Annotated in this window: 21 protein-coding genes; 13 read left to right on the top strand and 8 right to left on the bottom strand. The window is 66.6% G+C overall.

The window, feature by feature from the left end; all coding sequences use genetic code 11:
* Window positions 1-368: 368 nt before the first annotated feature.
* Window positions 369-3,770 (bottom strand): cell wall-binding repeat-containing protein, encoded by a 3,402-nt coding sequence (locus tag HDC94_RS13915; RefSeq protein WP_179498559.1) that lies wholly within the window; start codon window positions 3,768-3,770, stop codon window positions 369-371.
* Between the two features lie 314 nt (window positions 3,771-4,084).
* Between HDC94_RS13915 and HDC94_RS13910 the strand changes: the two genes are divergently transcribed.
* Entirely contained in the window at window positions 4,085-4,591 is a 507-nt protein-coding gene (locus HDC94_RS13910; RefSeq protein WP_179498557.1) for a hypothetical protein, read from the top strand.
* Window positions 4,592-4,703: 112 nt separating this feature from the next.
* On the opposite strand, the gene HDC94_RS13905 is transcribed toward HDC94_RS13910, so the two are convergent.
* From HDC94_RS13905 to sdhC, 4 genes are read right to left on the bottom strand one after another with little or no spacing between them, the layout of a single operon-like run.
* Complete coding sequence (locus HDC94_RS13905) at window positions 4,704-5,465, bottom strand: succinate dehydrogenase iron-sulfur subunit (RefSeq protein ID WP_179498555.1); 762 nt, start codon at window positions 5,463-5,465, stop codon at window positions 4,704-4,706.
* A complete protein-coding gene (gene sdhA, locus HDC94_RS13900; RefSeq protein WP_374757278.1) occupies window positions 5,465-7,282 on the bottom strand; it encodes a succinate dehydrogenase flavoprotein subunit in 1,818 nt (605 codons plus the stop codon). The genes HDC94_RS13905 and sdhA overlap by 1 nt, the downstream gene beginning before the upstream one ends.
* Window positions 7,279-7,737 carry a succinate dehydrogenase hydrophobic membrane anchor subunit gene (locus tag HDC94_RS13895; RefSeq protein WP_179498553.1) on the bottom strand — a complete coding sequence of 153 codons (459 nt, stop codon included), beginning with the start codon at window positions 7,735-7,737 and terminating at the stop codon, window positions 7,279-7,281. Before HDC94_RS13895 ends, sdhA begins: the two co-directional genes overlap by 4 nt.
* Window positions 7,737-8,177 (bottom strand): succinate dehydrogenase, cytochrome b556 subunit, encoded by a 441-nt coding sequence (gene sdhC, locus HDC94_RS13890; protein WP_374757277.1) that lies wholly within the window; start codon window positions 8,175-8,177, stop codon window positions 7,737-7,739. The genes HDC94_RS13895 and sdhC overlap by 1 nt, the downstream gene beginning before the upstream one ends.
* 168 nt (window positions 8,178-8,345) lie before the next feature.
* Here sdhC and HDC94_RS13885 point away from each other — a divergent pair, with 168 nt between their 5' ends.
* A complete protein-coding gene (locus HDC94_RS13885) occupies window positions 8,346-9,209 on the top strand; it encodes a hypothetical protein (RefSeq protein ID WP_179498549.1) in 864 nt (287 codons plus the stop codon).
* Here HDC94_RS13885 and HDC94_RS13880 read toward each other — a convergent pair.
* Together HDC94_RS13880 and HDC94_RS13875 are read right to left on the bottom strand one after the other, a co-directional pair.
* The gene (locus tag HDC94_RS13880; protein WP_179498547.1) at window positions 9,206-9,478 is read right to left on the bottom strand and encodes an HPr family phosphocarrier protein; all 273 of its coding nucleotides are present in this window, start codon (window positions 9,476-9,478) and stop codon (window positions 9,206-9,208) included. The two genes, HDC94_RS13885 and HDC94_RS13880, sit on opposite strands and share 4 nt — an antisense overlap.
* Before the next feature lie 31 nt (window positions 9,479-9,509).
* Complete coding sequence (locus HDC94_RS13875) at window positions 9,510-10,289, bottom strand: DeoR/GlpR family DNA-binding transcription regulator (RefSeq protein ID WP_179498545.1); 780 nt, start codon at window positions 10,287-10,289, stop codon at window positions 9,510-9,512.
* Window positions 10,290-10,446: 157 nt separating this feature from the next.
* On the opposite strand from HDC94_RS13875, the gene ptsP reads away from it, so the two are divergent.
* Genes ptsP through HDC94_RS13855 form a run of 4 tightly spaced genes read left to right on the top strand, consistent with a single transcriptional unit; the run spans window position 10,447 to window position 15,202 of the window.
* Window positions 10,447-12,096, top strand: coding sequence for a phosphoenolpyruvate--protein phosphotransferase (gene ptsP, locus HDC94_RS13870; protein WP_179498543.1), 1,650 nt, complete (start codon window positions 10,447-10,449; stop codon window positions 12,094-12,096).
* A gap of 51 nt (window positions 12,097-12,147) precedes the next feature.
* Window positions 12,148-13,617, top strand: coding sequence for a PTS mannitol transporter subunit IICB (locus HDC94_RS13865; protein WP_179498541.1), 1,470 nt, complete (start codon window positions 12,148-12,150; stop codon window positions 13,615-13,617).
* Window positions 13,618-13,628: 11 nt separating this feature from the next.
* A complete protein-coding gene (locus HDC94_RS13860; RefSeq protein ID WP_179498539.1) occupies window positions 13,629-14,066 on the top strand; it encodes a PTS sugar transporter subunit IIA in 438 nt (145 codons plus the stop codon).
* The gene (locus HDC94_RS13855) at window positions 14,066-15,202 is read left to right on the top strand and encodes a mannitol-1-phosphate 5-dehydrogenase (protein ID WP_179498537.1); all 1,137 of its coding nucleotides are present in this window, start codon (window positions 14,066-14,068) and stop codon (window positions 15,200-15,202) included. The genes HDC94_RS13860 and HDC94_RS13855 overlap by 1 nt, the downstream gene beginning before the upstream one ends.
* A gap of 21 nt (window positions 15,203-15,223) precedes the next feature.
* On the opposite strand, the gene HDC94_RS13850 is transcribed toward HDC94_RS13855, so the two are convergent.
* Complete coding sequence (locus HDC94_RS13850; RefSeq protein ID WP_179498535.1) at window positions 15,224-16,348, bottom strand: glycosyltransferase family 1 protein; 1,125 nt, start codon at window positions 16,346-16,348, stop codon at window positions 15,224-15,226.
* A gap of 110 nt (window positions 16,349-16,458) precedes the next feature.
* Between HDC94_RS13850 and HDC94_RS13845 the strand changes: the two genes are divergently transcribed.
* The 7 genes from HDC94_RS13845 to HDC94_RS13815 all read left to right on the top strand — a co-directional run bounded on the left by HDC94_RS13845 (window position 16,459) and on the right by HDC94_RS13815 (window position 24,855).
* Window positions 16,459-17,580 (top strand): mannose-1-phosphate guanylyltransferase, encoded by a 1,122-nt coding sequence (locus HDC94_RS13845; RefSeq protein ID WP_179498533.1) that lies wholly within the window; start codon window positions 16,459-16,461, stop codon window positions 17,578-17,580.
* Window positions 17,581-17,770: 190 nt separating this feature from the next.
* Complete coding sequence (locus HDC94_RS13840) at window positions 17,771-18,865, top strand: BMP family protein (RefSeq protein WP_179498532.1); 1,095 nt, start codon at window positions 17,771-17,773, stop codon at window positions 18,863-18,865.
* A gap of 95 nt (window positions 18,866-18,960) precedes the next feature.
* Complete coding sequence (locus HDC94_RS13835) at window positions 18,961-20,496, top strand: ABC transporter ATP-binding protein (protein ID WP_179498531.1); 1,536 nt, start codon at window positions 18,961-18,963, stop codon at window positions 20,494-20,496.
* Complete coding sequence (locus HDC94_RS13830) at window positions 20,493-21,782, top strand: ABC transporter permease (protein WP_179498530.1); 1,290 nt, start codon at window positions 20,493-20,495, stop codon at window positions 21,780-21,782. The genes HDC94_RS13835 and HDC94_RS13830 overlap by 4 nt, the downstream gene beginning before the upstream one ends.
* On the top strand, window positions 21,779-23,065 hold the full coding sequence (locus HDC94_RS13825; RefSeq protein ID WP_374757276.1) for an ABC transporter permease: 1,287 nt from the start codon (window positions 21,779-21,781) through the stop codon (window positions 23,063-23,065). The genes HDC94_RS13830 and HDC94_RS13825 overlap by 4 nt, the downstream gene beginning before the upstream one ends.
* Complete coding sequence (locus HDC94_RS13820; protein ID WP_179498529.1) at window positions 23,062-23,517, top strand: cytidine deaminase; 456 nt, start codon at window positions 23,062-23,064, stop codon at window positions 23,515-23,517. The genes HDC94_RS13825 and HDC94_RS13820 overlap by 4 nt, the downstream gene beginning before the upstream one ends.
* Before the next feature lie 51 nt (window positions 23,518-23,568).
* Window positions 23,569-24,855 carry a thymidine phosphorylase gene (locus HDC94_RS13815; protein ID WP_179498528.1) on the top strand — a complete coding sequence of 429 codons (1,287 nt, stop codon included), beginning with the start codon at window positions 23,569-23,571 and terminating at the stop codon, window positions 24,853-24,855.
* Window positions 24,856-24,910 lie beyond the last annotated feature (55 nt).

The raw sequence follows: 24,910 nt of genomic DNA, 5'->3' as shown, positions 1-24,910 counted from the left end.
CCCGCGTGCAACCAGCGCCTAGGTGGGAGGGCGGCGCCGCAAAGCGGCACCACCCGACCCACCCCAAACACAAGAACATCGGTGCACACCGGAAGGGCGGGGCCGCGTCCGCGGGTCTCCGGCGTGGTGGGCGTCTACGGGCAGAGACCCGCGGACGCGGCCCCGCCCGACCCCACGATGATCCAGCACGAGCCCCCACGAGGAACCAGCACAAGACCTCACGAGCAAGTAGCACGGAGGCGAGGTTTCGAGACGCGCTCCAAGAAGGAGCGCTCCTCAACCAGCAGGGACAACAAAAGAGACGGCCGCCGCAACCGCCAGGAGCACTGCTCCCGACGCCGCGACGGCCGCCTCTACTTAGCTAGGACCTACCCACAGGGAGTCAGGCTGAACACCGATGCGCTCAGCGACGGCTCTCCACCGAGGAGCGTGATCTTCGTCACTCCCAGGGTCTTGAGGTCGGCGAGTACGCCCGCGGGCACGCAGTTCGGGGTCGACGCGTAGAGCGGCGATCCTTCGGCGCCGGCCCAGGCCGATCCAGCGAGCGCATCCGGGAAGTTCTCTCCCGTGATGAGGAACGCGTGGTCGGCGGAGGCGAAGGCGTCCGCGTTGATGACCTGCGAGGTCGCGTAGCGGTTCGGTCCCGCGAGGCGGGTGGCGATCGCAAGGTCGTCGATGTCGGCGAAGATGCCGTCCGACACTGTCGAGTTGCTTCCGAGTACCCGCGCGTCGACGGCTCCGAGGTCGCCCAGCAGGGCGGCGGTGTCGGGGTCGAGGTCGGCGAGCCCACCGTTGACGAGGATGACCGGCGCATCGTTCGCACCGGCGGCTCCACCTGCGGAGAGGGCGTCCGGGAACTTCTGGCCGGTCGCGATGTACACCACGTCCGAGCCATCCGCGCCGAAGGCGTAGTCCGTCAGCATGCGCGACGTCTCGAAGCGGTCGCGGCCGGCGACACGGTCGACCGTGTCTGCGTAGCCGTTGATCGCAACGAACACGCTCGTGTTCACCGACGGCAGGCCGCCGACGACCACGATGCGCTCGGGGTCGAGTCGGTCCAGTTCCGCGGCGACGACCGACGGCAGCTCGTGCGGGTTGACGAGGAGCAGCGGACCGCCCTCGTGTGCCGCAGCGGGCCCTGCCGACAGGGCGTCGGGGTAGTTCTGGCCGTTCGCGATGTAGACGACGTCGGCTCCGTCCGGGTACGACGCCTTCGAGATCTCGACTGCTGTCGCGAAGCGGTTCGGTCCGAAGACACGCTCGACGGAGGGGTCGTCCACGGTGGGCGTCACGGTCAGAACCGCGGCGGCGGAGTTGAGCGAGTTGCTGCCGCTCGTGATCCGCACGCGGTACTGACTGCCGTCCTGGCTCGACGTCGGGGTCACCGACAGGGTCGAGCTGGTCGCACCGGAGATGTCAGCCCACGTGCCGTACTTGTCGGCGCGGCTCTGCCACTGGTACTGCAGCTCGTTGCCGGTGGCCGCAGCGCTGAACGTCGTCTCGACGCCCGTCAGGGTCGTGGCATCGGCCGGTTCGCTCTGGAAGCCGAACGTGACCTGGCCGTCAGCCAGTAGCCCCATCCACTCGACCAGCTCGTCGGCACGCTTCTCGAGGAGCGCACGCAGCTCGCCGGTCGCGGTCGACGCGTCGACGGCGGTGACGAGGTTCTCGGCCTCGTCCTGCGCACCGGCGTAGTCCTTCGCGATGTAGTCGGCGAAGGATGCGTCGAGCGCCGTGTTCAGCGCCGTGACATCCTCACTGCTCAGCCCCGCACCCGCACCGTCAACAATCGTGCCGATCTCGTTGTGCGAGACACAGTTGGCTTCGGTCTGGCCAGCGGTCCACAGGATGGCCTCGTGGATCTGGTCGATGAAGTTCGGGTCACGGTTGAGCTCCCAGTTGTGCATGAGGGCCTGCGTGAACGAACGACCGCCGTCGAAGTTCTGGCACCAGGAGATCGGGTGATCTGCGCCTTCCTTCGAGTTGCCGATGTTGTTGACGCCGTAGAGGTTCTGCGGGTAGGCCGCGTTCGTCTCCGGGTTCGTGTAGACGGTCGTGTCGTAGCTCGACTCGGTGATCGTCTGCAGCACGTGCACCAGCTGGCGCGGAACCGGCATGAGGTTGCTGTTCCAGTTGTAGAGCTCGTCGAGCACGGGGCGACTGCGGGCGAACTGGTCGGTTGCCGCGTTCGATCCGTCCTCGGTGACGAGCTCCGTCAGGACACAGCCACCACAGGTGCTCTGGATGCCACCCTGGTTGCTTCCGTGGTTGTGGAAGTAACCACCGGTGAGCTGTCCGTACCAGGCCCAGCTGTTCATCGAGTCGGTCGCACCGTGGATGGCGACGAAGCCGCCGCCCGCCTGGATGTACTGCTGGAGGATGGCCTGCTCGTTGACGGTGACCTGCGGGTCGGCGATCGACGGGCGGTTGGTGATGAAGGTTGCCGTACCCACCGAGGAAACTCCGATGATGGCGTCGTACTGGCTGAGTCGCTCGATCGAGTCGAACGGGTTGGGCACCGAGTCATCCGGGCTCACGTAGTCGAACAGGTCCGCGTCGAAGTTGTTCTCCTGCGCGAGGTCCATGATGAGCTTCTCCGTGTAGGGGATGTGCTCGTGACGGAAGCCGCCTGCGCGGTTCGCGAAGACCAGTACCTTGAAGTCAGGGTCAGCATGCTCGACGGGTGCTGCGGTGGGCAGCTGAAGGTCGTAGCGCGGTGCGCCCGTCCCGGGGGTCACAACGACGCCGCCGGTCACGCTCGGCACGGGGATGCCGAGGAGATCGTTGCGCAGGCGCTCGGCGTCTCCGACGAGGGCATCTCGTGCGTATCCCTGCGGCGTCTCGGCTGCGGCGAGGGTGATGAAGTCCTCGAGCGCAGAGATTGCGGTCGCGGTGTCACTCGCGCCGGCAGCGGTCTGTGCTGCGGTCATGAGAGCGGTCAGTTGGTCCCGCACCTCGACCGAGTACTTACCCTGGCGCTCGAAGTCGCCGATGATGTTGAGCACGTCGGCGTACGAGGTCGTGACCTCGAACGTCAGCGAGTAGGTCGCGCCGTTGCCGGCCGAGTCGCCGAGGTCGACCTCGAGCGTGTGTGATCCGAGCGACAGGCTCGCCGGCTCGATCGGCACGAAGTAGCGGTCGACGCCGTCGAGGCGCAGTCCGCGTACCGCTGCTCCACCGGAGCCGGGGGACGCGTCGGAGCGGGTGGGTGCGAGAGCGGTCGCCGCCCAGGCGCGGGAGACCTTCCACGAGTTGCCCGAGATCGTGGGCCAGGTTGCGACGGGGGCGACGCTGTCCTGGCGGATCGACACCGTGCGGGTCGGGGAGGCCTGAGCCGTCTCATCCGCGTCCCATGCCGCGTAGACCACGTTGGTTGCTGTGCGGTTGCCGACGAGGTTGTACGAGCCGACGTATTTGCCCGACTCGGCGTCGAAGGTGGCGTCGACGTCCACTGCCGGGGAGCTGCCCACGGTCACGCGGAAGAAGTCGACTGCGACATCGTCGGTGGCGGAGAAGTTGAGGGTGATCTCGTTCTCGAGCCACCAACCCTGGTTGCCCGTTGACACCGTGGGGGTGTACGCGGCTGGGTTGCCGCCGACCCCGTTGTATCCGGGTGGTCCGGAGGGCGAGATCACCACGGGGTCGAGAACCGGTGGGGTGGCTGCGGCGGCCGGGATCGCCGGTACCAGGGCGAACGCCAGGGCGGCGGTACCCGCGCAGGCCAGGGCCGAGAGGCCCCGCCTCGCGCGCGTGGGGGGTGAGGTGGACATAACTCTCCTTTGAGTCGGGTGCACAGCTTCGGGGAGGCCAAAGATCGGCAAAACGAAGCCAATTTCACTGATTAAACCCACAAACCTCTCCGTGCGTCAACGGAAGTCCGCAACTCCGCGATTTCTAGCCGAAGTGTTATCGGTAACAAGATGGTGTCGATCGCCACATGGGAGCGCTCCCGTCCATTTCGCTGGGTCTCCCAACGAATCGAAGACGCCCGGGGAACAGATGCGGATCGCGGTCCGGGATGGCATGGTGGAGTGCGTGGCGTGCTCGACGCGCGCCAACCCCACACCCCAGGAGTCCCGACGCCGTGATCCGAATCGCCCTACCGACGCTTGCCCTGATCGCCCTTCTGACGGGCTGTGTTGCCGCCCCGGAGGTGGTCTCCGAGTCGCCTGCCGCCTCGAATCCCACCTCGGACGTCTCGTGCGAACGCGCCGAGCCCGAAGTCATCGACATGACGGGCGCGACCTGGCAGCACCCACAGAGCTCCTTCTACGACGGCACGGAGGAGGTGATCCCGGGGGAGTACGACCTCGAGCATCTCCTTCGGAGCGACAACGCGATCGTCGTGATCTACGACAGGGAGAACCTCCCGGATGCCGCGATCGCCCCGTTGCAGGGCTGGATCACCTACGAGACGGCAGCCGTCGCGCTCCCCTCAACGGACGAACCCCGCGCGCCCATCGAGGTGCGCCTGCCCGGTTCCCTCGTCACACTCTGTGACGGCGTCGACATCATCCAGCTCGATGCGCTCTCGCAGTCCCGCACCTTCGGCGAGGTCGAGGAGCACGGGGAGAGCAGCGAAGAGGAGTAGGCGGCCACTGCGGCCGATCCTGGCGGGAAAGCCCTTAGGGGCGCAGGTAGTACGAGGTCCTCGTGGCCGCCTTGTGAGGCGGCCACTGCGGCCGATCCTCGCGGGAAAGCCCCTAGGGCTTTCCCGCGAGGATCGCCTGCTTGACCTCGGCGATCGCCTGCGTCACCTGGATGCCACGGGGGCACGCCTCGGAGCAGTTGAAGGTCGTGCGGCAGCGCCACACGCCCTCCTTGTCGTTGAGGATGTCGAGACGCACCTGCGCGCCCTCGTCACGGCTGTCGAAGATGAAGCGGTGGGCGTTGACGATCGCGGCGGGGCCGAAGTACTGCCCGTCGGTCCAGAAGACCGGGCAGCTCGACGTGCACGCGGCGCAGAGGATGCACTTGGTCGTGTCGTCGAAGCGCGCGCGCTCCGCGACGGACTGCACGCGCTCCTTGCCCTTCTCGGGTGCGGCGGTCGCCATGAGGAACGGGTTCACCGAGCGGAACGACTCGAAGAACGGCTCCATGTCGACGATGAGGTCCTTCTCGAGCGGAAGGCCCTTGATCGCCTCGATGTAAATCGGCTGGCTCAGGTCGAGATCCTTGATGAGCGTCTTGCAGGCGAGACGGTTGCGTCCGTTGATGCGCATCGCGTCGGAGCCGCAGATGCCGTGGGCGCACGAGCGGCGGAACGTGAGCGAGCCGTCCTGCTCCCACTTGATCTTGTGGAGGGCGTCGAGCACGCGGTCGGTGGAGTACACCTCGACGTCGAAGTCCTGCCAGCGCGGCTCGGCATCCGTCTCCGGGTCGAAGCGGCGGATGATGAGGGTTGCCGTGAAGGCCTGGACTGCGCCAACCTCGGCGGCAGGCTGCTGTGCGGTGACCGTGCTCATTAGTACTTACGCTCCATCGGCTGGTAACGGGTGATGGTGACCGGCTTCCAGTCGAGCCGGATGTGGTCCGAGGCATCCGCGGAGTGCGGGTCTCCCGTGAGGTAGGCCATCGTGTGCTTCATGTAGTTCTCGTCATCGCGCTTCGGGTAGTCGTCGCGCATGTGACCACCGCGGCTCTCCTTGCGGTTGCGGGCCGAGAAGACGACGACCTCCGCGAGGTCGAGCAGGAACCCGAGCTCGATCGCCTCGAGCAGGTCGGTGTTGAACCGCTTGCCCTTGTCCTGGATCGCGATGTTCTTGTAGCGCTCGCGCAGGTCGTGGATGATCTTGGTCACCTCGGTGAGCGACTCCTCGGTGCGGAACACCTGGGCGTTGCGGTCCATGGTGTCCTGCAGTTCCTTGCGGATCGCGGCGATCCGCTCGGTGCCGGTCGAGTTGCGGAGCTGCTCGACGAGCGTGCGGATGGCGCCAGCCGGGTCATCCGGCAGGGGTGTGAAGTCGACAGTGTTCGCGTACTCCACCGCGTAGTTGCCCGCGCGCTTGCCGAACACGTTGATGTCGAGCAGCGAGTTGGTCCCGAGGCGGTTGGAGCCGTGCACGGAGACGCACGCGCACTCGCCGGCGGCGTAGAGGCCGGGTACGACGGTGTCGTTGTCGCTCAGCACCTCGGCACGAACGTTGGTGGGGATGCCACCCATCGCGTAGTGCGCCGTCGGCATGACGGGCACGGGCTCGACGACGGGGTCGACACCCAGGTACGTGCGAGCGAACTCGGTGATGTCGGGCAGCTTGGTCTCGAGGATCTCGGCTCCGAGGTGCGTGCAGTCGAGCAGCACGTAGTCCTTGTGGGGACCCGCGCCGCGACCTTCCGCGACCTCCTGAACCATGCACCGCGAGACGATGTCTCGGGGTGCCAGGTCCTTGATGGTGGGGGCGTAGCGCTCCATGAAGCGCTCACCCGAGGCGTTGCGAAGGATCGCACCCTCGCCTCGAGCGCCCTCCGTCAGAAGGATGCCAAGGCCGGCCAATCCCGTCGGGTGGAACTGGAAGAACTCCATGTCCTCGAGGGGCAGACCCTTGCGCCAGATGATGCCGACGCCATCGCCCGTCAGCGTGTGCGCGTTGGACGTCGTCTTGTAGATCTTGCCGAAGCCGCCGGTCGCGAAGACGATCGACTTCGCCTGGAAGACGTGCAGGTCTCCCGTGGCGAGTTCGTACGCGACAACACCGCTCGGCTTGCCGTCGGTCATGACGAGGTCGAGAACGTAGAACTCGTTGAAGAAGTTGATACCCAGCCGCACGCAGTTCTGGTACAGGGTCTGGAGGATCATGTGGCCCGTGCGGTCTGCGGCGTAGCAGGCCCGGCGAACCGGGGCCTTGCCGTGATCACGGGTGTGGCCGCCGAAACGACGCTGGTCGATCTTGCCGTCGGGCGTGCGGTTGAACGGGAGGCCCATGTTCTCGAGGTCGATGACCGCGTCGATGGCCTCCTTCGCGAGGATCTCGGCGGCATCCTGGTCGACCAGGTAGTCACCGCCCTTGACGGTGTCGAAGGTGTGCCACTCCCAGTTGTCCTCCTCGACGTTCGCGAGGGCAGCGGCCATGCCGCCCTGCGCGGCGCCCGTGTGGGAGCGCGTCGGGTAGAGCTTGGAGATGACGGCGGTGCGGGCCTTGGGGCCGGCCTCGATGGCTGCTCGCATTCCCGCGCCACCGGCTCCAACGATCACAACATCGAACTGGTGGTAGTGAACGCCGTCCACTGTGCTCGTCTCAAGCGGTGTGCTCTCAGCGATCGCCTCGCCTGCTACGTCGCTCACTGGACGTCCGCGCAGAAGCTCGGGAGCAGGGCGAGCTGGTCGGCGGGCACGGCCGGGCAGGGGTCGAAGGTGTAGATCACGAGTGTTCCCAGGGTGATGAGGATGACGGTCGACGCAAGAAGCGCGCCGAGCAGGATGCGGCGGAGTTTCGGGTTGGAGGCGTAGTCGTTCACGATCGTGCGCATGCCGTTGGCACCGTGGATGAGCGCGAGCCACAGCAGCAGCGTGTCCCAGACGACCCAGAACGGGTCGGCGAGCTTGCCGGCGACGAAGGCGAAGTCGATGGCCTTGACGCCCTCGCCAGCAACGAGGTTCACGAAGAGGTGACCGAAGATGAGCACGACAAGCACGACTCCACTGGCGCGCATGTAGATCCAGCCCCACTTCTCCCAGTTCACGCCGCGACGGCGTGCTGGTGTGGCTTCCGGTGTGCGGGGAGCATCGATGACAGTCATCACTCGCCTCCGAAGATGTGCATGAGCTGGCGGGGGATGAAGCCCGCGAGGAGAACCAGCCAGAGGCCGATGACGATCCAGAACATCAGGCGCTGGTGCTTGGTGCCGACGCTCCAGAAGTCGATGAGGATGATGCGCAGTCCGTTGAGCGCGTGCAGGCCGATCGCCGCGACAAGCCCGATTTCACCGAGGCCCATGATGGGCGTCTTGTAGGTGTTGATCACCGCGTTGTACGCCTCGGGGCTCAACCGCACCAGTGCGGTGTCGAGGATGTGCACGAGAAGGAAGAAGTAGATGGCGACACCGGTGATCCGGTGCAACACCCACGACCACATTCCCTCGCGGCCCCGGTACAGGGTTCCCGCGGGGCGCTTTGGCGCCTTGATGGTGGGCTTGGCGGCAGTGCCAGTCGCCAGGGTACCCGCCGGCTTCTGTGGCACGAGCAACCCTCCTTGTAGGAGTTCGGGCCGCGGTCCTGCGGCCGACGATCGTCTGTAGTCCAGACCGTTCCAGTGTATTCGGCAGTTCCTGATCATGCGCCTTAGGAGGGCCTAAGTAGCTCGATTTCAAGACATTTTTCTGAAATGTCCCGTCCCTACACTGTGTCCGTGAAAACCCTTCTCGTCCCAGGCCTTGCGGTGCTCGTTCTCGCTGCGGCGACGATCACTCCGGCGGCCATCCACATCGTCGACTGGCATGCCGCGGGCGCGACCTTCGAACAGGCCGTCGCCCGAGCGAGTGAGGTGGCGGACGAGGCTGCACAGTCGCAGGCCTCGGCCGAGGAAGCCCGGGATGCCGCGACCATCGCACTCGCGGATGGCTCCGGCGTGGCATCCGCCGGCGCCGGCTACCTCGCGGCCGGAGCCCTGTCGGAGCTCGTCACCGCGAACACTGAGCTCACCGAGGCACTCGCCATCGAGTCGGTGGATGCCGCAGCGATGCCCGGCACCGAACGGCCCGACTCGATCGCAGGCCTGAGGGAGTCAACCGAGCGCCTGCGCGCCTGGGCCGAGGGGGAGTCCGCTCGCGCGGGGGCGCTGTCTGAGGAGTCGGAGAGTCTTGCTGTATTGACGACGACAGCGGAGCAGATGTCGCAAGCGGCCGCTCAGACCGTCTCCACCGAATCGGCCGCGGCGCTCGCCGTTTCGCCGATCGCCAGCGCCGATTCGAAGGCTGCGTTCGAAAGCGCTCGGGATGCGCTCGTCGCTGCCGTAGGGAAGGGGGCGCTCGCCGAGCCCCTCAAGAACTACACGGCAGCGGTGGAGGCGATGTTCGCATCGCAGCGTGCCGAGGAGGCAGCGGCGGCCGAGCGGGCAGCTGCAGAGGCGGAGGCTGACAACGACAGCGGAAGGAGCGTCGACCGTGATGCCTTGAGGAACCGGCTCTTCGACCTCCTCACCGAGCAAAGCGGCTACGACCCCTCCGAATGCGTCGATGTCGGCGAGACGCGGTACTGCGGGGGTATGCCCTAAGCGTCGTGGTCCTCGAGGAGGAACGCCTCGAGCGTGTCCGCTACTCCGGCCGCGTCATCCCCGTCGACCGTGAGCACGACCTCGTCGCCTTTCTCGATGCCGAGGGAGAGCACTGAGAGGATGCTGGCCGCGTTCGCGGGCTTCTTCTCGCCCTTGGTGATCGTCGCCTTGTGACCTGACTTCGTCACGGCCTCGACGAAGAGCGCGGCAGGTCGGGCGTGGAGGCCCGAGCTCGATGCGACGGTGACGGTGCGTTCTTCGGTGGCCATGGGTGCTCCTTGTTGGTGGTGAGTATCGCTGTCAGAAGGATTTGGCGCGACCAGGCCAGAGCACCTGGGTGCCAGCGGCCTCGATGTCGAGCACGAGGTCGATGTTGACGCCGTCGTCGGTGATCACCGTATCGACTGCCGCGAGGGGGGCCACGCGGCCGAACTCCTCGCGACCGAACTTGGTGTGGTCGGCGAGCACGACGGTGCGGCGTGCCGCCTTGATGAGCGCGGTCTTGACGGCTGCCTCGGCCATGTTGGTGGTGGTGAGGCCGCGCTCGGGGGTGAGTCCGTTGACGCTGATGAACGCGACATCCACGTTGACCATGCCGAGGAGCTGGTGGGTCCAGGTGCCGACGGAGGCGAGGGAGGTCGTGCGCACGGAACCCCCGAGCATGTAGAGCTCGATGTTGGGGCGCGGTGCCACCGTCGAGGCCACGGCGAGGGAGTGCGTGACGACGGTGAGCGGGCGGTCAGTCGGGAGGAGCTCCGCCAGCCGGATGGTCGTGGTTCCCGCGTCGATGATGAACGAACCGTTCTCGGGGAGCTCGTCAAGGGCGAGAGTCGCGATGGCGAGCTTCTCCGATGAATGCAGTCCCTCGCGGTCCGTGACGGGGCTGACGAGGGCCGCGCGCTCGACGGCGATCGCACCACCGTGCGCTCGGCGCACAAGCCCGCGCCGTTCGAGGCTTGTGAGGTCGCGGCGGATGGTCTCCGGTGTGACGTTGAGGAGCTCCGCAAGCTCACGGACGTCCACCCGGCCCTGGGAGCGTGCCTGCTCCAGGATCTTCTGGTGTCGTTCGGGCGCGTACATCGGTCTCCATTGTCCTTGTGGAGGGAACCAAACACAAACAAAAGTCTGTTTGGCTAGTTTTATCTTTGAAACTGTTTGTTTGTCAATCGATTTCGTTGTACGGTGTTGGCCTAACAGGACCTTCTGAGCTGATATGCAGCTCGACCGAGGAGTAGCAATGTCGCAGATCCAGGGCATCGGAGTGGGCCGAGGCATCGCCACGGGCCCCGTGCTGACCATGCCCGAGCCGCTGGCGGAGCCCGCCAGCATCCCCCGCACAACCGACGCCGACGTCGAGAAGTCCGCCGTCGCCGAGGCCCTCGAGGCCGTGGCCGTCGAGCTGGACGACCGCGGCGCGCGCGCGGGCGGAGATGCGCAGCACGTGCTCGAGGCGCAGGCCATGATGGCCCGCGACCCGGGTCTCGTCGACGACGTGAACCAGCGGATCGACGACGGCAGCACGGGTGAACGCGCCGTGTTCGAGGCCTTCGAGGCCTTCCGCGAGATGCTCATCGGCCTTGGCGGATACATGGCCGAGCGCGCGTCCGACCTCTCCGATGTGTCGCAGCGTGTTGTTGCCCACCTGCGCGGGGTCGCCGCCCCTGGCGTGCCGGACTCCGATACCCCGTTCATCCTCGTCGCCCGCGATCTCGCGCCCGCCGATACCGCCCTGCTCGATCTTGAGAAGGTCCTCGCGCTCGTCACCTCAGAGGGCGGACCCACCTCTCACACGGCGATCCTCGCCCGCTCGCGTTCGATCCCCGCGATCGTCGGCGTAGTTGACGCCGACCAACTCACCGCGGGGACGGTCGTCATCGTGGATGCCGGTGCCGGAACGATCACGATCGAACCGAGCTCGAGCGACATCGAGTCGGCCGAGCTCCGCACCGCCGAGCTGAAGAAGATCGCGAGCGCCCCCATCACTCCCGGCGCCCTCGCCGACGGGCACGAGGTGCCGCTCATGGCCAACCTGGGCAGGCCGTCCGAGGCAGCGGATGCGCTCGCCCTCGGCGCGGAGGGTGTCGGGTTGTTCCGCACCGAGTTCCTCTTCCTCGACTCCACGAGTGCTCCGACCGTTCGGCAGCAGCGCGAGGCGTACACCGCGCTGCTCACCGCCTTCGCAGGCAAGAAGGTCGTCGTGCGAGCCCTCGACGCCGGCTCCGACAAGCCGCTCGCGTTCCTCAATGACTCCGAGGAGGAGAACCCGGCACTCGGGCTCCGCGGACTGCGTGCTCTTCGCGCCAAGGAGGACATCCTGCGGGAACAGCTCACGGCGCTCGCCGAGGCGCAGGCGGCCACCACCGCCGATCTCTGGGTGATGGCACCCATGGTCGCCGACCCCGCCGAGGCCGAGTACTTCGTAACGCTCGCCAAGGAACTCGGTATCAAGGTCGCCGGCGTCATGGCCGAGGTGCCGTCTCTGGCGCTCATGGCCAGGGAGGTCGCCGGCGTGAGTGACTTCGTGAGCATCGGTACCAACGACCTCACCCAGTACACGCTCGCGGCTGACCGCCTGCTCGGCTCGGTTGCGCACTACCAGGACCCGTGGCATCCCGCCGTGCTCCGGCTGATCGCCATGCTCGGCGAAGCCGGACGAGAGGCCGGCAAGCCGGTCGGCGTCTGCGGCGAGGCAGCAGCCGACCCGGATCTCGCCGTCGTGCTCGTGGGCCTCGGCGTCACGAGTCTCTCCATGACCCCCGCCGCCCTGGCGGACGTCCGAGCCGAACTGGCTCGGACAACCCTTGAGCAGGCGAAGGCCCGTGCCGCCGCCGCGCTCGCGGCCCCCTCAGCTGCCGAGGCGCGAAGCGCCGCTGCCGCTGTCGGATAGACCACCCCCACAACAACCCAACACCTACCCATCTACAAGGAGAACCTGACCATGACAACGACGTCCGCAGAGCCCGTCGCCCAGCGCGGCGGTGCCAGGGTCGCAGTCCAGCGATTCGGCACCTTCCTTTCGGGCATGATCATGCCCAACATCGCGGCCTTCATCGCGTGGGGCATCATCACCGCCCTGTTCATCCCCACCGGGTGGCTGCCGAACGAGACCCTCGCAGCGCTCGTCGGCCCGATACTCACCTACCTGATCCCGCTCCTCATTGCCTTCACGGGTGGCCGCATGGTCTACGGCCACCGCGGTGGTGTGATCGGAACGATCGCGGCCATGGGTATCATCGTGGGCGGCGAGGGTAGCGTCATGATCCTTGGCGCCATGGTGGCCGGTCCGCTGGCCGCGTGGATCCTGAAGACCATCGAGAAGCTCTGGGTCGGAAAGATCCGCCCCGGCTTCGAGATGCTCGTCGACAACTTCTCGGCAGGCATCATCGGATTCTTCCTCGCCCTCGCCGCGTTCTTCGGTCTCACCCCGGTCATCCAGTGGATCACCAACGTGCTGGGTGGCGGAGTCGGATTCCTGATCGACAACGGCCTGCTCCCGCTGGCCTCGATCATCGTCGAGCCGGCCAAGGTGCTCTTCCTCAACAACGCCATCAACCACGGCGTCTTCACGCCGCTGGGTGTCGAGCAGGTCGCCGAGACCGGCAAGAGCATCCTGTTCCTCATCGAGGCGAACCCCGGCCCCGGTGCCGGACTCCTCCTCGCGATCACGTTCTTTGGTGTCGGTGTGGCTCGCGCCACGGCCCCTGGTGCGTTCATCATCCAGTTCTTCGGCGGTATCCACGAGGTCTACTTCCCCTACGTGCTCGCCAAGCCCATCCTCATCCTCGGCCTCATCGCCGGTGGTGCCTCGGGTGTGCTCGTGAACGTGATCGGCAACGGTGGTCTCATCGCGCCCGCGTCGCCTGGATCCATCCTCGCGATCATGGGTGGCGCGATCGCAGCACAGACCGCGCTCACGGTTGCGCTCTCGGTGATCGTGTCGGCCGCAGTCACCTTCGTCGTGACGATGCTGCTGCTACTCGCGAGCCGCAAGCGCGACCTCGCCGCGTCCGACGCGGCGTTCGGCGCCGCGATCTCGCAGACCGAGGCCAACAAGGGCAAGTCGTCTGCTGTGCTCGACGCGATGGCTGCCCAGGGCAAGGCCAACAAGAGCCTCCAGAACATCGTCTTCGCCTGTGACGCGGGCATGGGCTCGAGCGCGATGGGCGCGTCGGTCTTGCGCAAGAAGCTCTCGAAGGCTGGGGTAGAGGGAGTGACGGTGACCAACAAGGCCATCGCGAACCTCGATGGCACGGAGGATCTGATCATCACGCACCAGGACCTCACCGACCGTGCCCGGCAGCAGAATCCCTGGGCCGTTCACGTCTCCGTGGACAACTTCATGGGGTCGCCGAAGTACGACGAGGTTGTCGAGCAGCTGGCTGCCCAGTCCGCACCAGCAAGTAAGTAGACGGGAACACCATGGCTGACCAGGTACTGACCGAGAAGCAGATCAAGATCGAGGGCACCGCAACGACCAAGCTCGAGGCGATGCGTGAGGCAGCAGACATCCTCGTCGCCGCCGGCGCGGTGACGAGTGCCTACCTCCCCGCAATGCTCGAACGCGAGGAGTCGGTCTCGACCTACATGGGCAACTACCTGGCCATTCCACACGGCACGAACGAGAGCAAGGACGCGATCCTTGCATCCGCGCTCTCGTTCGTGCGGTACTCCACCCCGATCGACTGGGACGGCAACCCCGTGCGGTTCGTCGTCGGTATCGCCGGCGTCGGCAACGAGCACCTCGACATTCTGTCGAGCATTGCGATCGTGTTCTCCGACGAGGACGAGGTCGACGCGCTCATCGCAGCGACGAGCGCCGAGGAGATCCTCGACATCCTCTCCGAGGTCAACACCTGATGAAGGCTGTGCACTTCGGCGCGGGGAACATCGGGCGGGGCTTCGTCGGCCTGCTCCTCCACCGCGCGGGCTACGAGGTCGTCTTCGCGGATGTCGCGGCTCCCCTCATCGATGCCCTCAACTCTGCACAGAGCTACACCGTGCATGAGGTGGGGGAGGGGGCCCAGGACCACGTCGTCACGGGCTTCCGCGGTATCAACAGCGCCACGGACGAAGAGGCGCTCATCGACGAGATCGCCACGGCCGACGTCGTCACGACGGCCGTGGGGCCCAACGTCCTCAAGTTCATCGCACCGGTCATCGCCGCAGCGCTGAAGAAGCGCCGCGCGGAGCGACCGCTCGCCGTCATGGCGTGCGAGAACGCGATCAATGCGACGGACATCCTCGAGGGCTTCGTCGTCGACGCCCTCGGTTCTGACACGGCGGCGCTCGACCGCGCCACCTTCGCCAACACCGCGGTGGACCGTATCGTGCCGATCCAGCCTGCCGAGGCAGCGCTGGATGTCACGGTCGAGACCTATTTCGAGTGGGCGATCGATCGCCGGCCCTTCGCCGACGCACCGCCGCCCATCGTCGACGCCCACTGGGTGGACGACCTGGCGCCGTACATCGAGCGCAAGCTGTTCACGGTCAACACCGGCCACGCGACGATCGCGTACTTCGGCTTCCTCGCCGGTGCGGAGCTCATCTCGGAGGCCCTCGCCCTCCCCGAGGTCGCCACATCGGTGCGCGCGGTGCTCGCTGAGACCAAGGAGCTCCTCGTTCGTCGCCACCTTCTCGATCCCGAGGAGCAGCAGGCCTACATCGAGCGCATCCTCGTGCGCTTCGCGAATCCTGAACTGCCCGACCGCGTCGATCGAGTGGGCCGCCAGCCGCTGCGCAAACTCAGCCGCGGCGAGCGGTTCATCGCCCCAGCGGCCGACCTCGCGGAGGCTGGCACGGAGCCCGTCGCTTTGCTGTCGGCCATCGGTGCGGCCCTCAGGTTCGACGTGCCGGACGATCCGCAGAGCGTGGAGCTGCTCGAGCGGCTGGCGCGTGAGTCGGCAGAGGAGTTCGTGACATCCGTCACCGGCATAGAGAAGGGGCACCCGCTGTTCGCGGGTCTCCTGCGCGAGGTCGAGGCGGCGCGACCGTAGCGTGACCTGCCGGGGTCGCTCCTAGACGGGAATCGCCTGGCGTTCGAGCACGCTCTCGTAGTGGCCGATCAGGTCGTCGCACACGTGCTCCCACGTGCGCCCGAGCACGGTGCGTCGCCCGGCCTCTCCCATGCGGAGACGCAGCGCCTCGTCGTTCGCGAGGGTGGCGACGTGGCCGCGGAGCTGGGCATCGAAGCGCGGGTCGAAGAGGTATCCGTTGACGCCCGGTTCGACGAGGTCGATGGGTCCGCCTGCGCGCGGCGCGATGACCGGCAGGCCGGTCGCGTGCGCCTCCTGCACGGTCTGCCCGAAGGTCTCCTCGGCTCCCGTGTGCGCGAAGATGTCGAACGACGCGTAGGCGAGGGCGAGCTCCCTGCCCGAGAGCGACCCGAGGAACGTCGTCGGGATGCCCTTCAACTGCTTGCGCACGAGGGGGAGCGACGGGCCGTCCCCGACGATCGCGAGACGGATGCCACCGAGCCCCCGCAGCGACTCGAAGCGCTCCAGCTGCTTCTCCGGGGCCACCCTGCCGACGTAGCCGACGATCGTCTCTCCGTCCGGCGCGATCCGGTCGCGCAGCAACTGCACGAGGGGATCGTGTCGATTGCGCGGGTGGTAGCTGGAGAGGTCGACTCCGCGGCCCCATCGGGCGAGGCGGGGAACCCCGGCAGTCTCCAGGTCGTTCATGGATGCCGACGACGGCACGAGGGTCAGTTCGGCGCCCTCGTGGATCCAGCGCACCACTCGCCACGCGAAGCGGGTCGCGGCACCCAGGCGATTGCGGCGCGCGTAGCCCGCGACATCCGTCTGGAAGATGGCCACGGAGGGGATGCCCAGGCGGCGGCCGGCGGCGATGGCCTGTGCTCCGAGCAGGAAGGGGGATGCCGCGTGGATGACGTCGGGGCGGAACTCGGCGATGATCCCCTGCAGGTGCGGGCTCGGAAGGCCGACGGGGAACTGCCGGTACGCGATGGCGGGAACCTCGCGTACGGGGAAGCCCGCGTACTCGCGGGGGGCGCCGGCGGCGGGGACCACGACCATCGCCTCGTGGCCCCGGAGCGCGAGGTGTTCGAGCACCTTGCGCACGCTCGTGGTGACGCCGTTCGTGGTGGGGAGGAAACTCTCGCTGACGACGAGTACTCGCATGTCCTCAGGCTCGACGCGGGCGGTTGACGCCCGGTAAACCCTGTCTGTCGTGTCGATGGCGGGTGCATGTCGGGCGTCGCACCGAGGGCAGCACCCTAGAATCGGGTGCCATGAGTGCATCCGGGGGACCGATCGACGATTTCTACAGCGTGATACCGGCCGGGGGCATCGGGTCTCGGCTGTGGCCGCTGTCGCGCGCTGACGCGCCGAAGTTCCTGCACGACCTCACGGGCTCCGGCCAGACCCTCCTCAAGGACACCTGGGACCGCCTCGTTCCCCTCTCGGGCGCCGACCGCATCATGGTCGTCACCGGGCGCGCCCACCGCGCCGCCGTCGAGGGCCAGCTTCCGGCTCTCGAGGACCCCAACGTGGTTCTCGAGAGCGAACCGCGCGACTCCTCCGCGGCCATCGGCCTTGCCGCCGCCGTGCTGCTGCGCCGTGAACCCGACGTCATCATCGGGTCGTTCGCCGCAGACCACGTGATCCGTGACACCCGCGGCTTCCGTCGCGCGGTGCAGGAGGGTGTCGCCGCCGCTCGTGCCGGCTACATCGCCACGATCGGCATCACGCCGACGGAACCGGCGATCGGTTTCGGTTACATCCACTGCGCTGGCCCGCTCGCGATCGACGGGGCTCCCAACGCGGTCGTCGCGAGCTCGTTCGTGGAGAAGCCGGACCTGGCGACCGCGGAACGGTACCTCGAGGATGGCGGGTACCTCTGGAACGGCGGGATGTTCATCGCCCGCGCCGACGTGCTGCTCAAGCAGCTCGGCGAATCCGACCCGGAGCTGCTCGCGGGAATCAATGAGCTCGCGGACGCCTGGGACACCCCGCGCCGTGGCGCCGTGGTGGACAAGGTCTGGCCGACGCTCACGAAGATCGCCATCGACTACACCGTCGCGGAGCCCGCCGCTGCCGTGGGTCGGCTCGTGGTGGTCCCCGGTGACTTCGACTGGGATGACGTCGGCGACTTCGCCTCGATCGCCAAGCTCCACTCGGGCGGGCGCAAGTCCGATCTCGCGATCCTCGGCGAGAACGCCCGAGTGCTCGCCGACGCCTCGACGGGAATCGTGGTCAGCCAGAGCAAGCGCATGATCTCGCTCATCGGCGTCACCGACATCGTCGTCGTGGACACCCCCGACGCCCTTCTCGTGACCACCACTGCGAACGCCCAGCGGGTGAAGTCGGTGGTGGACGCCCTGCGGCTGTCTGGCAGCAACGACGTACTCTAGGAGTGGCATCCCCGGGGCGAAGAATGTGCCGGTCAGGGCCGAAAATGTGTCCGGCGCGTTACAGTCCGGTCGCTACTGTGTAACCATTCGGCCACGTCCTGCTCCCAGCCGTTTCGCGGGTCGTAACTTTAGGTAACGTGTACTCCACTAAGTCCCAGCTGTCCCGCTGGGCTGCATCTTGGAGGACACCTTGAGAATCACTCGCGGCCGCGTCATCAGCGGCATCGCACTGGTCGGAACGGGCGCACTGCTGCTCGCCGGCTGCGCAGCAGCACCAGAAGAGGGCGGCGACGACACCGCCGCCGTTGACTTCCTTCCCTGCATGGTTTCCGACGCTGGCGGCTTCGACGACAAGTCGTTCAACCAGCTCGGCTACGAGGGCCTCCTCGAGGCCGCCGCTGAGATCGGCGTTGAGCCGATCACCGTCGAGTCCGCCTCGGAGACCGACTACGCACCCAACATCGAGAGCCTTCTCGGCCAGGGCTGCGACCTCATCGTCACGGTCGGCTTCGCGCTCTCCGCTGCGACCCTCGAGGCCGCTGAGGCGAACCCCGACGTCGAGTTCGCGCTGATCGACGACGCGGCAGACGCCGACTTCGATGGTGCGGTCGACTTCGACAACACCAAGCCGATCATCTTCGACACCGCCCAGGCCGCGTTCCTCGCCGGCTACGCAGCGGCGAGCTACACGAAGACCGGAACGGTCGCGACGTGGGGTGGCATGAACTTCCCGACCGTCACGATCTTCATGGACGGCTTCGCCCAGGGTGTCACCTACTACAACGAGCAGAACGGCAAGGACGTCAAGGTCCTCGGCTGGACCGGCGACGGCGAGACGTCCACCTTCACGGGTGGCTTCGAGGCCAACGACGTTGCGAAGACGACCGCGCAGAACTTCATCGACCAGGGTGCGGACATCCTCCTGCCCGTCGGTGGACCGATCTACCAGAGCGCCGTTGCCGCCATCGCGGACTCCGGCAAGGAGATCGCGCTCGTTGGTGTTGACGCTGACCTGTTCGAGACCGACCCCTCGACGGCCGACATCATCCTGACGTCGATCCTCAAGGGCATCAAGACGGCCACGGCCGCCGTGGTCTCCGACGCAGCAGCCGGCAACTTCTCGAACGAGGCGTACGTCGGAACCCTCGCGAACGACGGAGTCGGCCTCGCGCCGTTCCACAACTTCGAGGACCTTGTGTCGCCCGACCTCTCGGGCCAGCTCGACGAGATCGCTGCGGGAATCATCGACGGCAGCATCCCTGTCACGTCGTACCTCAACCCGTAACACGGAGTGAGACCCGGTCGGGGAGGCCAGCCACGCTGGTCTCCCCGGCCTTCTTTAACTGCGCCTTTCCCTGCGCGGAGATTAGATTGGACAGCATGAAACTGGAGCTTCGCGGGATCACCAAGAGGTTCGGTTCGCTGGTCGCCAACGACCACATTGACCTCACGGTCGAGCCGGGCGAGATCCACTGCCTCCTGGGCGAGAACGGCGCAGGAAAGTCAACACTCATGAACGTGCTCTACGGCCTGTACCAGGCCGATGAGGGCGAGATCCTCCTGGACGACGAGGTCCAGCACTTCTCAGGCCCGGGCGATGCGATGAACGCAGGCATCGGCATGGTGCACCAGCACTTCATGCTCATCCCTGTCTTCACGGTCGCCGAGAACGTCATGCTCGGGCACGAGGAGACGAAGTTCGGCGGCCGCCTCGATCTCGAGGGAGCGCGCGCGAAGGTTCGAGAGATCTCGGCCCGCTTCGGCTTCGATGTCGATCCCGATGCCCTTGTAGACGACCTCCCCGTCGGCGTCCAGCAGCGCGTCGAGATCATCAAGGCCCTCTCGCGGGATGCCCGTGTGCTCGTGTTCGACGAGCCCACCGCCGTGCTCACCCCCCAGGAGACCGACGAGCTCATCGGCATCATGCGCCAGCTCAAGGAGTCCGGCACCTCCATCGTCTTCATCACGCACAAGTTGCGCGAGGTTCGCGAGGTCGCGGATCGCATCACCGTCATCCGCCTGGGCAAGGTCGTTGGCGAGGCGTCCCCGACCGACACCAACGAGGAACTCGCCTCGCTCATGGTCGGCCGTGCCGTTGACCTCATGATCGACAAGGGCCCGGCCAAGCCGGGGCCCGTGGCCCTCACCGTCACTAACCTCTCCGTCATCGACCCGCGTAACCAGCTCGTCGTCAACAACGTGAGCTTCGACGTTCACGAGGGCGAGATACTCGCGATCGCTGGCGTCCAGGGCAACGGTCAGACCGAACTCACTGAGGCCATCCTCGGACTCCAACCCCGGGTCACCGGCGAGATCAGGCTCGGTGGCGTGCAGCTCACCGGACTCGGCGTCCGGAGGGTACTGAACGCGGGCGTTGGCTTCGTGCCGGAGGATCGCAAGGAGGACGGGCTTGTCGCGGAGTTCACGATCGCCGAGAACCTCATGCTCGACCGGTCGGACGGCCCGCCCTTCGTGAAGGCCGGCACCCTCCAGTTGCGCTACCTCTCCGAGTTCGCCGAGGAGAAGATCACCGAGTTCGACATCCGTGCCCAGGGAATCGAGACCCACGTCGGCAGGCTCTCCGGTGGCAACCAGCAGAAGGTCGTCCTGGCCCGCGAGCTGAGCCGTGACCTCAAGCTCTTCGTCGCCGCGCAGCCCACGCGCGGTCTCGACGTCGGCTCGATCGAGTTCGTGCATACCCGCATCGTTCAGGCGAGGGATGCCGGTGTGCCCGTCATCGTGGTCTCGACCGAGCTCGACGAGGTTGCCGCTCTCGCGGACCGCATCGCGGTCATGTACCGGGGTGGCATCGTCGGGATCGTGCCCGGCGATACCCCCCGCGAAGTGCTCGGTCTCATGATGGCCGGCGAACACCCCGATCATCCCGCAGACCCGAGTGCGGGGGAGGCAGCATGACCGACCCGAAGATCACCAGCACCACACCAACACCGGGCAGCGCGGACACCACCCTCGAGGCGGGTCAGCAGCCCAATGAGGTGGCACCGCCGTCGCGTGCGCAGCAGGTGCTCAGGGACATCCTGGGCGGCAGCGCGATGATCTCGGTGCTCGCCGTCGTGCTTGCCCTCCTCGCCGGGGGAATCCTGATCGCCCTCACCGACAAAGACGTGCAGACGGCCTCCGGGTACTTCTTCTCCCGGCCCGCTGACACGTTCTCCGCGATCTGGGATGCCATCTCCGGCGCCTATGTCGCCATGTTCCAGGGTTCGATCTACAACTTCAGAGCCGACGACTTCGTTCGTGGCATCCGTCCGTTCACAGAGACGCTCAAGTTCGCCACTCCGCTCATCACCGCGGGCCTCGGTGTCGCACTCGCGTTCCGCGCGGGTCTGTTCAACATCGGTGGCCGCGGCCAGATGCTGGTGGCGGCGGGAGCCGCGGGCTACGTCGGATTCGCGTGGCCGCTGCCTGCGGGCATCCACGTCATTGTCGCGGTGCTCGCCGGCGTTCTTGCTGGCGCGATCTGGGGAGCCATCGTTGGGCTTCTCAAAGCCCGCACTGGGGCGCACGAGGTGATCGTGACGATCATGCTCAACTACGTCGCGTTCTACCTCATCTCCTACCTGCTGACCCAGCAGTGGGCACTGCAGGCACCCGGATCCACCAACCCGAAGTCGGCGGCAATGCTGCCGACCGCCGTGTTCCCGAAGATCCTCGGTGACCAGTTCAACCTGCATTTCGGCTTCATCCTCGCGATCGCCGTGACGATCTGGTTCTGGTACTTCATCAACCGATCGAGCATGGGGTTCCGTTTCAGGGCGGTCGGTGAGAACCCGAATGCCGCGAAGATCGCGGGAATCAACGTCAAGAACGTCTACGTCTGGGCGATGGTGATGTCGGGTGCCCTTGTGGGACTCGCGGGCGTCAACCAGGTGCTCGGTACCGTCACAACAGGGTTCACGGCCGGAATCGATGCGAGCATCGGCTTCGATGCCATCACGGTTGCACTGCTCGGCCGGTCGAAGCCGGTCGGTGTGTTCGTCGCTGGCGTTCTCTTCGGTGCGCTCAAGGCCGGCGGCTACTCGATGCAGGCAGCTCAGGGCGTGCCAATCGACATCGTTCTGGTCGTCCAGTCCCTCATCGTGCTCTTCATCGCGGCCCCGCCGCTCGTTCGGTCGATCTTCCGACTTCCGATACCCGGGTCCGCGCCGCGGTCCCGCACGAAAGTGGAGGTGGCCAAGTGAGCACAGTATCGCCAGCAGCGTCCCTGTCGACGATGCAGCTCGAGACGGCGGTGACCCGCAGCTGGAAGCCGCCGATCGGCCTGGGGATCTTCGCCGCGATCAGCATCCTGTTTGTGGTGTTCTCTCGGCCCGGCACCACAGGGTTCAGTTTCTCCACGACCGCTGATGCAATTCAGCTCCCCGTGGTCAGGGTGGATGCCCCGCTCGCAGGCTCGATCGCGGCCCTCCTGCTCGTCCTCCTGACAGCCGTGTCGATCTACCTCTCGTGGAGTGCGCGACGCACACCCGTGTGGCTCATCGCGATCTTCGCCGTCATCTTCATGTTCGGATTCCTGACGTGGGTCGCGGCGGGATCGTCGCTGGACGTTCTTGTGACCAGCCTCCTCGTCGGCGCCGTCGGTCTGAGCGTCCCGTTAATCTTCGGTGCGCTGGGCGGGGTCATCTCCGAACGCGTCGGCGTGGTGAATGTGGCCATCGAGGGGCAGCTTCTCGCGGGAGCATTCGTGTCGGCGCTCGTCGCCTCAGCGACTGGTCAGCCCCTTCTCGGACTCGCTGCCGCCATGGTGGCTGGCGTACTCGTTTCCTTCGTTCTGGCCGCGTTCTCCATCAAGTACTTCGTCGACCAGGTGATCGTCGGTGTGGTGCTGAACGTGCTCGTGGTGGGTCTGACGAGCTTCCTGTTCTCGACGGTGCTGGCCCCGAACGCCTCGGTGCTCAACAGCCCTCCGAGGTTCGACCGCATCAATATCCCTCTCCTCAGTGAGATCCCCATCCTCGGACCCGTTCTGTTCCGGCAGACGATCATCGTCTACATCATGTACATCGCGGTCTTCCTCGTGTGGTTCGCCCTCTTCAAGACTCGCTGGGGCCTGCGGTTGCGCTCCGTCGGTGAGCATCCGCAAGCAGCAGATACGGTGGGCATCAACGTCACGGGAACGCGTTTCTGGAACGTCCTGCTCGCTGGCGCGATCGCAGGGCTCGGTGGCGCCTACTTCACCCTGGGTTCCGTGGGCGCGTTCAACAAGGAAATGACCGCTGGCGCTGGCTTCATCGCGCTTGCCGCGGTCATCTTCGGACGGTGGGATCCGATCCGTGCAACGCTCGCTGCCCTCCTCTTCGGGTTCGCCAGCAACCTCCAGTCAGCGCTCTCGATCATTGGGTCACCTGTGCCGAGCGAGTTCATGCTGATGCTCCCGTACCTCGTGACGATCTTCGCCGTCGCGGGCCTGGTAGGACGAGTGCGCGGCCCCGCTGCCGCGGGAAAGCCGTACGTGAAGTCATGACCCTTTCAGAGCCTCAGGGCACCGGCAGTTTCCTTCCGCAGACCGACGCCGACTGGGACGCCCTGCGGGGCGTCGCCAAGGAGGCTCTGGCGCACGCCTACGTTCCGTACTCGAACTTCCCGGTCGGTGTCGCAGCGATCGTCGACGACGGCCGCGTGATCTCCGGCGCGAATGTCGAGAACGCGTCGTACGGCCTGACACTGTGCGCGGAGTGCGCGCTCGTGTCATCCCTGCACATGACCGGCGGCGGCAAGCTCGTCGCGTTCACGTGCGTGGACGGGCACGGCAACGCGCTCATGCCGTGCGGTCGGTGCCGCCAGCTGCTGTTCGAGCACTCGGCCGAGGGGATGCTCCTCGAGACAGTCTCCGGAATCAAGACGATCGACGAGGTGATCCCGGATGCGTTCGGGCCGCGCACTCTCGAGGCCTACCGCGCGACCCCTGCTGATTGAGCAACCACCCTGCTGATTGAGCTTGTCGAAATCTCACCAACGAAGGACACCATGCCAGTAGAACCCTTCGACGTTGTCGACCTGATCCACGCCAAGCGCGACCACGGAACGCTCTCGACCGAGCAGATCAGCTGGCTCGTCGACGCCTACACGCGCGGGTACGTGGGTGACGAGCAGATGGCCGCGATGGCGATGGCGATCTTCCTCAACGGCATGGGCCGCGAGGAGGTGCGTGATCTCACGCTCGCGATGATCGCCTCGGGCGAGACCCTGTCGTTCGACGGGCTCGCCAAGCCGACCACCGACAAGCACTCCACTGGCGGTGTGGGGGACAAGATCACGCTGCCGCTGGCTCCACTCGTGGCATCCTTCGGGGTCGCCGTTCCGCAGCTCTCGGGCCGCGGGCTCGGCCACACGGGCGGCACCCTCGACAAGCTCGAGAGCATCCCGGGATGGCGCGCGAAGCTGTCGAACGACGAGTTCTACGCCCAACTCGAGGCTGTTGGTGCGGTCATCTGCGCTGCGGGCTCCGGTCTAGCGCCAGCCGACGGCAAGCTGTACGCACTGCGCGACATCACGGGCACGGTGGAGTCGATCCCACTGATCGCCTCCTCGATCATGTCGAAGAAGATCGCGGAGGGCACGGCATCGCTCGTGCTCGACGTGAAGTTCGGCTCCGGCGCGTTCATGAAGGACCAGGATCGCAGCCGCGAGCTCGCCGAGACGATGGTGCGCCTCGGCAAGGACGCCGGCGTCAACACGGTCGCCCTCCTCACCAACATGAACGTGCCGCTTGGCCTCGCCATCGGCAACGCCAACGAGGTGCGCGAGTCAGTCGAGGTGCTCGCCGGTGGTGGGCCAGCGGATGTCGTGGAGCTCACGGTCGCACTCGCGCGCGAGATGCTCGCACTCGCGGGGCAGCCCGACGCCGATGTCGAGGCCGCATTGCAGGACGGCCGCGCGATGGACACCTGGAACGCCATGATCCGCGCGCAGGGTGGGGACCCGGATGCCGCGTTGCCGGAGCCGCGGGAGTCGCACACGGTCACCGCTCAGGCCGACGGCATCCTGTCGATCCAGGAGGCACTGCCGTTCGGCGTGGCCGCCTGGCGCCTGGGTGCCGGACGCGCGCGCAAGGAGGACCCGGTGCAGCACGCCGCGGGGATCGACCTGCACGCCAAGCTGGGGGATGCCGTGACCAAGGGCCAGCCCCTGTTCACGCTCCACGCCGACGAGCCAGCCCGCTTCGAGCGCGCCCTCGAGGCCCTGGACGGCGCCTACGCGATCACGCAGGACCCCCCGACCCTCACCCCCCTCATAGCCGCCCGCATCGCGTAGCGCTTTCCGAGGTAAGCCGATCCGCCCTTATTTCGGCTCCTGGACGGGCCGGTTG

The organism is Leifsonia sp. AK011 (assembly GCF_013410945.1).
Taxonomy (GTDB): Bacteria; Actinomycetota; Actinomycetes; order Actinomycetales; family Microbacteriaceae; genus Rhodoglobus.
This window is presented reverse-complemented; position numbering and strand designations above follow the sequence as displayed.